A 9,322-nucleotide genomic window follows, 5' to 3' on the forward strand; every position below is an offset into this window, starting at 1 on the left:
GAATCAGCCGAGCGCGCCGGGCGTCAGCTGCGCGCACCGTCTGGCTACGAGTTGCTGACAACAATTGTTCGCGCTCGGACTAGTTGCTTGTATGACCGTATTTAGGCGTTTAGGCGACAAGGCCGGGCAATTGGACTTCCGCTCAGGGCCGTGAGTGTGAGTTCGCTGATGCTAGGAATTGCAGTCGTGCCGCGCGACTCCGCCGACGTCAGGAATCCGCCAGGCTGCTGACGTTGATCGCAACCGGCTCCAACGTCCGCAAAGGCCAAGGGGCCAGCGTTCGCCGTCAGGCAGAGGCCGGCCAGGATCGGTCGCTTGCGATCCTGGCGCAAGTGACCACCAACTCGCAAACGCCAGCCATTCAGCAATCGAGCCCCGGGGGCGGTTCGCTTCATAACGGGATAAGTCCGCACGCGTCAGGCTACGAATAGACGCGCGACTTTTGCCAGTCCCCAACGCCTTCCAGCTTTGAATGCGCAAGAAAGCAGTTGCTTGACAAAAAGGCGCCACAACCAGCTTACAAATTGCTTGCGAGGTAATCGAAAACCCGAAGTCTGTGCGATTATCGCACCTCGGCGTGCGTTAATCGCGCAAAATGTTACGGCGTCTCATCCAAAATGACAGTGAATCAACCTAATCTCTAGCCCAAGGGCGCCGGCCTCGTTGCATCGATCCAAATTGGCGGCGGACTACAATTTCTTAGACCCCTGGGAGGAACACATAACAAGACGATCACCCCCTTGACGACGCCGTCAGCCCGCCCCTCGACCCGCCAAGTCCACTTGACTTGATAATCTTCGTTTAATTCGAGCAGCACATTCCTCGGCACTTCTCTTCCGATGCAGTGCTTCGTTATCCTTTTGACCGTTCATGTAGGAATGCATAATGATTAGCCCATTGAGCTTTCTCCGGAAATTGCTGCCTTCCGTAGAGTCACCCAGAAATGTTTTCCGGGTAGACCTATCAAGCTTTTTTGCCGCTCTGTTGATCGTCGCCCTCGGCGGCGCTGTCGCCGCTTGTGGTGGCGGAAATGACGGCAGCAATAGCACTCCACCTGCAAACGCATTTGCCGTAACCAAGCCGATTCTCGGATGCGCCGATCTGGCTAAAGCAAGCCTCTCGAACATCGACGGGGCACCTGTTTCCATTACCAGTGCAGCGGTCATCGGTACTGGAGACGCGTCGTATTGCGATGTCAAAGGCACGACGACTTCGACCACCAACTTCGAGGTTCGTCTACCAATGCAAACTTACACTCAACGGTTCCTGATGGTTGGCTGCGGCGGCTACTGCGGATTCATCTCCACGCCGGCTGGCGTTGCCAGCCAAAGCGCTGGCTGCGTGCCGCTCAATTCGAATCAGATGGTGACTGCTGCGACTGACCTTGGTCACCAAGCTCCGCTGTCGAGTGGTACGTGGGCTAACGGCAATCCTTCAGCCGTCGTCGATTTCGCCTACTCGTCGATGCACAAGACAACGCTCGTAACCAAAGCCCTCATCACTGCCTTCTATGGAAAAGCACCGACCAAGTCGTACTATCAAGGTTGTTCTGACGGTGGGCGGGAAGGCTTGCAGGAAGCGCAACGCTATCCCACAGACTTTGACGGTATCGTGGTGGGCGCGCCGGTGATCGACGAAGTTCCGACGAACTCGTTCTATCACGGCTGGAACGTCCGCATTAACACGGATGCGAACCAGCAAGCGATCCTCACGGCAGATAAGATTCCGACGCTCGTGAGCTTCGTCCAGTCGTCGTGTGCTGACAAGGGTGGCCTGATTCAGGATCCTCGTGCGTGTAAGCCCGATCTGACGAAAATCCAATGTCCGAACGGAACGAACACCGCGCAGTGTTTGACTGCTGCTCAGATCAGCGTCGTTCAGCAAATCTGGAGCGGCCCTGTCGACGAAAACGGCAACCACCTCACTGCGGGTGACATGCCGATTGGCGGCGAAGCAAACTGGATCGGAACTATGGTCCCGAAGACCCTCGGTGCACCGATGACTCCGGCGAACGTGAGCGATGCGGTCTGGTCGAGTGACTTCCCCAACTACATGGCGCAACTTGGTACCCCAACTGGAATCACATACGCCAATCTGCAATTCACCACCGCGAGCTTTAGCCAGATGATGAAGTACGGTGCAGTGTTCGACCCGACCAACACAGACCTCAGTGCCTTCTCAGCACGGGGCGGCAAGCTGCTCGTTTGGCACGGTTGGTCCGACACAGGGGCGTCACCGTATATGTCGATGAACTACTACTCGGGAGTAAAGAGCACGATGGGCGCGGATGCGCAGTCCAGATTCATGATGCTTTATATGATTCCGGGCGTCTATCACTGCAACAGCGGGCCGAATGTCACGACGGAGGACTTCTTGACGCCGATGATGAACTGGGTCGAAAACGGGACTGTTCCTGGCCAAATTACTGTGAATTTCGCAGCGAGCTCGACCGATAAGACTGTCGTGAAAAGCCGTCCGGTGTTCCCGTATCCGGCGACGGTTGCTTACAACGGGGGCGATGTGAACGCGGCGTCATCGTACATTAAGGCAGATGTTCCTGCTGGCGTAAGCGACACGTTCCAATGGCTCGGTCTGTCTTCCTATAAAGCGAATGCCAACCAGTCGTGCACCGTCACGAATGGAAACGTTAGCTGTCTGTGACGTAGAAAACGCGAGCGCCTGTTTCCTTGGGCGCTCGTCGTATAGACCGATTGAAGCGCCGGCGCGAGGATTGACGGAAGTCCTCGGAGAAGATCGGTGCTGGTAGTCCCGGTCACCCGCCAGCAAAGCCCCCAGACGATACGGGCGTTCCGGTTGGCCTGTGCGACCGTAGCCTGGTTCGCGTGTTTGCCAGCTAACAGTTCTTCGACCAGAAATCGATGGGGGTTTGTGCTTAACCGCAAGGGATGAGCGCCTGCAGTCCCGCTTCGACCAAGATACCTGAGAACCTGCAATGACCACTCCGAAGACCGGCTCTGCAGAATGGGTTGAGACCCAGATTCGGCACTACCTCACGACCGGAGACTATGACGGCTTCTTCGTCGGCTGGCCAGGGGAGGCTATGAAAGACACTGCTTCGCGCGCCACACAGCAGTTGCGCGCTGCGCTCATCGCTGACACTCTGCTGCGCGCGAGGGATTTCGACCATCCGAGCTTAATGCCAGAGCCGACAGAGCCGTGGCTTTGCGACAAGCTCAAGCCCATGGTATATGGCCTTTTTTCGGCGATCGAACGGGAGGTCGTTCTCCGCACCCTCGTTGCTGGCATCGTCTTTCTCACGCCGAGCAACATCGTACGGGTACTGACCGAAAAGACGTGGCTATCGACCGCATGGAAACTGGCTGACATTTATTTGGATAGTTTGGGCGCTACCCCGCTCCGAGAGGAGTCCGCTCGCGTTGTCGGCATGAGTCAGGACACTACTTGCTACGTCTCCCTGGCATATTTCCGCGATACCGACCCCTTCGCTGACTACGTCGTGCATGAAGCTGCCCATGTGCTGCACAATTGCCGCCGCACAGCGATAGGGCTGGCAGAACTCCGTAGCTGTCCGAATCCGCTCGACATCGCCTTTGATAAGAGGGAGACATTCGCCTATGCTTGTGAAGCATACAGCCGGATACTCGTAACAGCTCCTGGAGAAGCCGCGCGGCAAGCGGCCCTGAGCCGCCATCAAGAATACGGGTTGCCTCCGGATGAGCGCGTCGACCATGACGAATATATGGCCATCCTTGCGGATGCGATCCAGGCTCGCAACGGATGGCGTCGCATTCGAGAGCGATGCGCACGTTGATTACAGTCGCCATCTCGGCCTGAATCTCGGCTTTCACAACATCTGGAGCATGCAATGTCGGCGCCATCTCACGTCTACACCATCTCGTGCGTAGCCAAGATGCTTAATGAACCAGAGGAATGGCTTGAAGAACTGGCCAATGTGAACCTCGAACCAGAGGACGGATGCCTGGGCGTCATAGATGACCTTGACGTGCCGCCCGACGAGGTGATCTCGATCACCGCCTTCACTGACGCTGGCATTGAAGCACTCAAGGAACTCGTAGCAGACGCTAAGCGTGCAGACTTGGGAACGTATGAGGACGCTGAGTGACAGCAAGAAGCAGGAAGTCGTTGCATCTAGCGGATCTGACGAAATCGAATAGATGTGACCTGGCCGTAAACGTGAGAAGCGCCCCGGTCATGGTCCCGGCGACACGAGCCGCAGTACGCATCTCGCATGTGGAAGTGGAAAAAATGCGTCGCGGTGAAGCCCGCAACGTTGCATAATGGGACAACGCCTCTGCCGCGATATGCCTATGTCTCGCTCGACGACCAACCGCCCCACTACGTGCAAACCACCGCGCGGCACGTTGGCTCGTTATCGAGAACGAATTGTCGAGGTGCTGGGCGAGGCCCGCGGCCAACGCGTCATGATCCGGTCCGTCCATGCGGATGGAGCCGAGCGCCGCACTGCGGTGAAACTGGTCAATCTGCTACCGTTGGATAGCCAGCTCTTTTAAGTCGCGGCCGAGTCCTCGCTGACCCATGCTCGCTAGCGCGTTCACGCGCCGTTGATCGCTTCTTAGAACGCCTTACTGGCCGTTCTGACAGTTTTCGCGGCCGCCGTGCGGCCAATCGCTCGGCGCCGCTCAACCTCGTTGAGGGAGTGGCCGACTGATGCGCGTGCAGCGAGGCGCGCGCCACAGTTTCGGCTCCTGCGCCTGCTATCATTCCGGGGTACCCATTGAACGCGGACTCTTTTCGTTCTCTTATTGCAGCATGTCTTATCGCAACACTCGCTCGCGAGTTTTTCGTTCGCCGTCCCGCAAACCCCTCAGTAAAGAGATGTTGCTGCCTCTGCCGCTATCAGCGGCGCGGACCGTTGCGTTGTCCAACCATTTGACTTTCGCAGCCTGTCGCGCCGGCGCTGGATCTGCGTATCTGGTCAACGGGTTGATCGAATTGGTCTACGTCACCTATTTCGTGCAAGATGCGGGCTACGGGGATACGGACGTCATCATCTATGGGCGCGCCGAAGCGGCTTTGGAGCGCTGCCTGCAGCGGGCGGAAACGGAGAGAAAATGGACAGTCGATGCGGCCGAGCTGCCCTTGTTCCAGGCGGTCTTGCAAGAGGCAGATCGTCAACTAGCGGGTGCGCCCCGATACGTGCATCTCGAAGCGCGGGAGAAGCTCGAGCGCTTTGCTGCGAGCGGGCGCGGCTCGCCGCTGATGTCCGCCGCCTGTGGTCGATGAAGGGATACATTCGTCCAGCGGCGATTGCACCCCAGTAGTCGACGAATTTGCAGCCGTCTGCCGAACGCTGACTGTCGGCGCGACCTAAGCACATTGAATTAAAGCAGCGACCGACGCCTTCAGCGACAATCGCTCGGTAACAGCAATCGCCGATATAACCTTGGCGTTGAAGCTCACGCATTGCATCGGAGTTCCACCATGAGTCAACCCCGCGGGCCAAATGCGGGATATCGAGGCAAGTCCAACAATCGGCGCCAACCTCAAAATCCGGCTAGCTCGAGTCGCCCCCGACAGGTCCAACCGCCCTTTAAAGCGAGTGATAGCGCGCCCGCCCAGGCGTCCATCATTAAAACTCGTTCGTTGAAGTTTCTCGTCGATGCCGTTGGCGCGGAGAATATTGCGTTAGCCCTAGATTCCAGCTTGACGCGGATTGCGGAACTTTTGCGAGGCGAACGTTTCACGCCCGAGACCGCCTTCCACATGGAAACTGCGCTCCGGCTGCCTTCCGGCTTTTTCGACCAACTTCATCCTGCACTTGCACCGGAGGTGATCGCTCGCCTGAAGTCGCCGCTCGACTTCAAGAGCATAGACGAGGCAAGCGATGAAGGCGACGTCGAAGAGCCCTCCCTTCTGCCGAATAATCAAAAGCCGTTACTGCCTGCGAGCAGCTTGTCCGAGGAAGCGAGAAAAATGCGATCGAAGAGTTCGAAGGGCGCGCCTGCCGCGACAAAGGCCCGGTCAGCTGAGACCCCTAAGCACGCAGGCGGCCGACCATCTATCGTTGGGCGTGCTTCCAACCAGAACGGGCCGCGTCGAGCGGCTCAGCGAGAACGAGCCCACTCGGAAGGCGCGGCCACAGTCGAGGGGATCAGGCGGGCCAACCTTCACGTCCTCACCGGACGCAACGGTTCCAAGGTCAAGCTCGGCGCAGTCATGGGACTTACCGGATCGAATATGGCTCATCGGCTGCACGGCAAAAAGCGCATGGATGGCGTTGAAGCACAGCGCTTCACCGAACGGCTGGGTCTTCCCGAAGGCTGGCTAGACACGCCTCGTTCCGAGAACGACATCCCTGAGTCGGTGGTGCTGCTTCTCGCACCTGCATCACGCGCCCGTGCGCACAGTCTCGCGCTGCCGGCATCCCCCGCCGCGCCGAACCACGACACGCTCGACGCAGCCGCTCCCGCAAGCCAGAGCGACGTGGTCCTGTCTAGCACTTCGAGCGACGCGCATGCTGCGGCATCGCCGACCGATGCGCCGGGTGGGCAAGGCGGCGTGATTGTTCGTGAGGAAAATGAACTCAACGAGGCAGTTGCCGCTCCCGCCGACGAGCATGTTGACGCAGACGAAAGCAAAGTTGCGGACGCCGTTGCTCAACCGGCGGAGTCACCGCTCGCCCCTGCTGCACCCCCGCGAACCGCAGCGCCCGCCATCACCACCTTGCAAACCCGCCTGGACGGTCTTGACGGAATAGCACCGATAGCAGAGGCTCTTTTAAAGACGCTCGCCGGCAAGGCGCGCACCGGACGGTTGGACGAATTGAAAGCACTCGAATTGTTGCAACAAGCAGTTCTGCTTTGACGACTCGAGGGCCGTCCTAAACGCGGCGCTTCTCGAGTCACCGTTCGCGCTGCGCGTGATGCGTCTTGCCAAGGCAACGATCCGACGACCGCCGCCGAAAAATTTTTGGCTGTCACTGTTGTTGAGGTTCGCTAATTCCTCAAGCCCGAGACGCCGGAACACGATCTTTTGGTAGCGGACTTCCTCTGTGGCGCGACACGGCTAATTTATTCGGGCGACAAGTCCGGTCCGCCCGCGAACAGCCGTTGGTCCCACACGACAGGCTGCGGCGCCGAGACGACTAAACGTCCGGCATCCGGGTGTGCCGGGTTGACCACGGCATTGCATTCCGCCCGCGCCACGACCGACGGGACCACCAGCACCGCTGATCTTCCCTCCTCGATCCACTTGTCGCCGAAACGGCGCGCGACCTGCGCATCCGGCGCATCCCAGCCCGCTGACAAATCTTGGACGCTGACGCGCTCGATCGTCACGTCCTTCGGGACCTCGACCTCAACCCATACGTGGTGCTTGGGTACCTTACCGATCCGCGCGTGCACCAGCACCTCCAGCATCGCCCCCGCAAAATTCAGCGCGCCGTAAATGACTGGGCGGCCGGGGCTATTGAAGCGGCCACCGACCAGCATCGCCCCAGTGCCGCTCCACACCGGATGACGCCGATCCGCAATTCTAAAAATCCGCATCAGGCTGGCACCTCAACGACTTCCATGCAGGAGGTCATGCCGGCAGCCCATAGAACAGCTTCCACAACAGTTCCTCGACGCGCCGCGCGCCGAGCTCGCTCAAGGCGACCTCCACCGGCGTGCGCCCTTCGAGCAACGGGTGCATCGTATTTAGAAACTCCCGCGCATCACCCTCGTCGTCCCATACATAACGCGCGGTCGCGACGATTCGTGCGAGCCGCTCCGTCTTCTCAGACTCGTCGGGACTGAGCTTGTCGCGGCGACGTTTGAAGGTCGCCTCCGGCACGATGCGCGCGAGCAAGGCGCGCCGTTCCTCGGCGCTGCGCGTCGCGTGCTCGACGCCTTCTCGGAGCGCGGACTTTGGGAGGCCCTCACGGACCTGCGCGTCGAGCTCGGCCACCGAGTGCGGGACGCGCGGCAGCGCCATCACGGCTGCGATCTGTTCCGGCGAGACCAACAGCATGGCAAACTCCAAATGGATCATTTGATCCTTCATTATAGACCAAATGATACGAGTGCGCGATTCTCCCGATTCCGACGCCGATACAGTCCGAGCCGCCTATGCGCCACGGGCGCGTAGGCGTCCGCGTCTCGGCACTGGTTTCCGGTCTACGCATCATGCCATGCCGCCCGGGAGGCGCTCGCCGAGGGCAACCCACGGGCGTTCCCGCGATCACGCCATCCAAAAACGCCCACGACGGGTGATCACCGGTTAGGAGCGGGATTCCGCTTAATTGCACGCAGGCGACACTACAACGCCCTCCCGACGCACCGGCGGACATGATTTCAAGCGTGATAAGACGTAGTATCACGCTTACCTTTTAATCCCCGACCGACCCGACAGCGCAGACATGCGCTGGCAGGCCACCGCCAATCGTTCGCGTCGGATGCACGAGCCGCGCCGCTCAATGCCCGCAAAGTTTGTAGCTTCTGAAGTCAATCGACCACACGGGAAGACCGAACGCTTTTACCGAGATAAGGATTGAGAACCCGCATGCGGCTATGTTGGCACCATCGAAGAATGCGTGAAACGCGGCTATCAAGAGAACTAGCAATCTATTAATGGCCGTGTTTGAGACACGCATGCCGTTTTCCGTGCTGGCCTTCGGTGAAGATTCTCGGCAACGTCGGCTGGCGAAGTCTATGGCGCACGGGCGTCCTCTCGAAAACAGCGTCAACGCGGCGAGCGTGTTCACGTGCCATATCTTCGGCACGCGCTACAGGCTGCCCGCTCCCAACCAATCAAGACGTTTCCTCCTGCGGCTCCGAGCCGCGCGTCGGCGCAGCGGCTGCACGAACTTCACGGCGCGGCCGGTGTGCGCTGATTCGTAGATCCCATCGATGATCCGCTGCTCCTGCAAGCCTTCGTCGCCCGGCGTGCGCGGCACGATATCGTCCTTCACGCAGATCGACATATGATCGATTTCGCGCGCGAACTGATTCACCGCCTTCTGGCGACGTGCGGAAAGTCCGTGACCTGTCCCGAGAATGAGGATGCGTGGGAGCGCTTCGGTTGTGATTGCAGATTTGCCGATCCAATCAGTTGCGCGAAGCTGCGACACATTGGCAGCGTTCGCGATCCGCTTCGCGGTTGAGGTTGGACGCGGTCCGCCTGAAGGTCGGCAACGGTCTGGGTGTACCGTTGCCATGCCGCAAAGGCTCGGCCTCTTCCCCATTCAAGCTGTCCGCTCGACCGCTGCGGATATTTCGCAAGACCGATCGCTCAGTATAGGAGTGTACAAGCAGATCCCCTTACCGTCGCAGCAGGCTGTTCCAAGTCTGGGCAGCCAAACGCGCGAGCGATCGAGTCG

Annotated in this window: 8 protein-coding genes; 5 read left to right on the forward strand and 3 right to left on the reverse strand. The window is 59.3% G+C overall.

Features of this window, described 5'->3' with window-relative positions; genetic code table 11:
* Positions 1-885: 885 nt before the first annotated feature.
* The 5 genes from NCT05_RS36370 to NCT05_RS36395 all read left to right on the forward strand — a co-directional run bounded on the left by NCT05_RS36370 (position 886) and on the right by NCT05_RS36395 (position 6,828).
* Positions 886-2,661, forward strand: coding sequence for a tannase/feruloyl esterase family alpha/beta hydrolase (locus NCT05_RS36370; protein WP_250504737.1), 1,776 nt, complete (start codon positions 886-888; stop codon positions 2,659-2,661).
* 292 nt (positions 2,662-2,953) lie between these two features.
* Complete coding sequence (locus NCT05_RS36375) at positions 2,954-3,793, forward strand: hypothetical protein (protein WP_250504738.1); 840 nt, start codon at positions 2,954-2,956, stop codon at positions 3,791-3,793.
* A 54-nt stretch (positions 3,794-3,847) separates the two neighbouring features.
* Positions 3,848-4,105, forward strand: coding sequence for a hypothetical protein (locus NCT05_RS36380; protein WP_250504739.1), 258 nt, complete (start codon positions 3,848-3,850; stop codon positions 4,103-4,105).
* A gap of 734 nt (positions 4,106-4,839) precedes the next feature.
* On the forward strand, positions 4,840-5,247 hold the full coding sequence (locus NCT05_RS36390) for a hypothetical protein (RefSeq protein ID WP_250504740.1): 408 nt from the start codon (positions 4,840-4,842) through the stop codon (positions 5,245-5,247).
* A 198-nt stretch (positions 5,248-5,445) separates the two neighbouring features.
* The gene (locus NCT05_RS36395; protein WP_250504741.1) at positions 5,446-6,828 is read left to right on the forward strand and encodes a hypothetical protein; all 1,383 of its coding nucleotides are present in this window, start codon (positions 5,446-5,448) and stop codon (positions 6,826-6,828) included.
* Positions 6,829-7,034: 206 nt separating this feature from the next.
* Here the strand turns inward: NCT05_RS36395 and NCT05_RS36400 are convergent, their stop codons facing one another.
* The 3 genes from NCT05_RS36400 to NCT05_RS36410 form a co-directional block, all read right to left on the reverse strand.
* A complete protein-coding gene (locus tag NCT05_RS36400) occupies positions 7,035-7,511 on the reverse strand; it encodes an RES family NAD+ phosphorylase (RefSeq protein ID WP_250504742.1) in 477 nt (158 codons plus the stop codon).
* A 34-nt stretch (positions 7,512-7,545) separates the two neighbouring features.
* On the reverse strand, positions 7,546-7,974 hold the full coding sequence (locus tag NCT05_RS36405; RefSeq protein ID WP_035968713.1) for an Xre family toxin-antitoxin system antitoxin: 429 nt from the start codon (positions 7,972-7,974) through the stop codon (positions 7,546-7,548).
* Between the two features lie 754 nt (positions 7,975-8,728).
* Positions 8,729-9,160, reverse strand: coding sequence for a Gfo/Idh/MocA family oxidoreductase (locus tag NCT05_RS36410; RefSeq protein WP_250504743.1), 432 nt, complete (start codon positions 9,158-9,160; stop codon positions 8,729-8,731).
* Positions 9,161-9,322 lie beyond the last annotated feature (162 nt).

The sequence above is a fragment of the Caballeronia sp. AZ7_KS35 genome (genome assembly GCF_023631045.1).
GTDB lineage: Bacteria > Pseudomonadota > Gammaproteobacteria > Burkholderiales > Burkholderiaceae > Caballeronia > Caballeronia zhejiangensis.

Coding starts and splice junctions, on each gene's coding strand:
- NCT05_RS36370 (WP_250504737.1), top strand. CDS start 886: ATGATTAGCCCATTGAGCTTTCTCCGGAAATTGCTGCCTTCCGTAGAG.
- NCT05_RS36405 (WP_035968713.1), bottom strand. CDS start 7,974: ATGCTGTTGGTCTCGCCGGAACAGATCGCAGCCGTGATGGCGCTGCCG.
- NCT05_RS36390 (WP_250504740.1), top strand. CDS start 4,840: ATGTTGCTGCCTCTGCCGCTATCAGCGGCGCGGACCGTTGCGTTGTCC.
- NCT05_RS36375 (WP_250504738.1), top strand. CDS start 2,954: ATGACCACTCCGAAGACCGGCTCTGCAGAATGGGTTGAGACCCAGATT.
- NCT05_RS36410 (WP_250504743.1), bottom strand. CDS start 9,160: ATGGCAACGGTACACCCAGACCGTTGCCGACCTTCAGGCGGACCGCGT.
- NCT05_RS36395 (WP_250504741.1), top strand. CDS start 5,446: ATGAGTCAACCCCGCGGGCCAAATGCGGGATATCGAGGCAAGTCCAAC.
- NCT05_RS36400 (WP_250504742.1), bottom strand. CDS start 7,511: ATGCGGATTTTTAGAATTGCGGATCGGCGTCATCCGGTGTGGAGCGGC.
- NCT05_RS36380 (WP_250504739.1), top strand. CDS start 3,848: ATGTCGGCGCCATCTCACGTCTACACCATCTCGTGCGTAGCCAAGATG.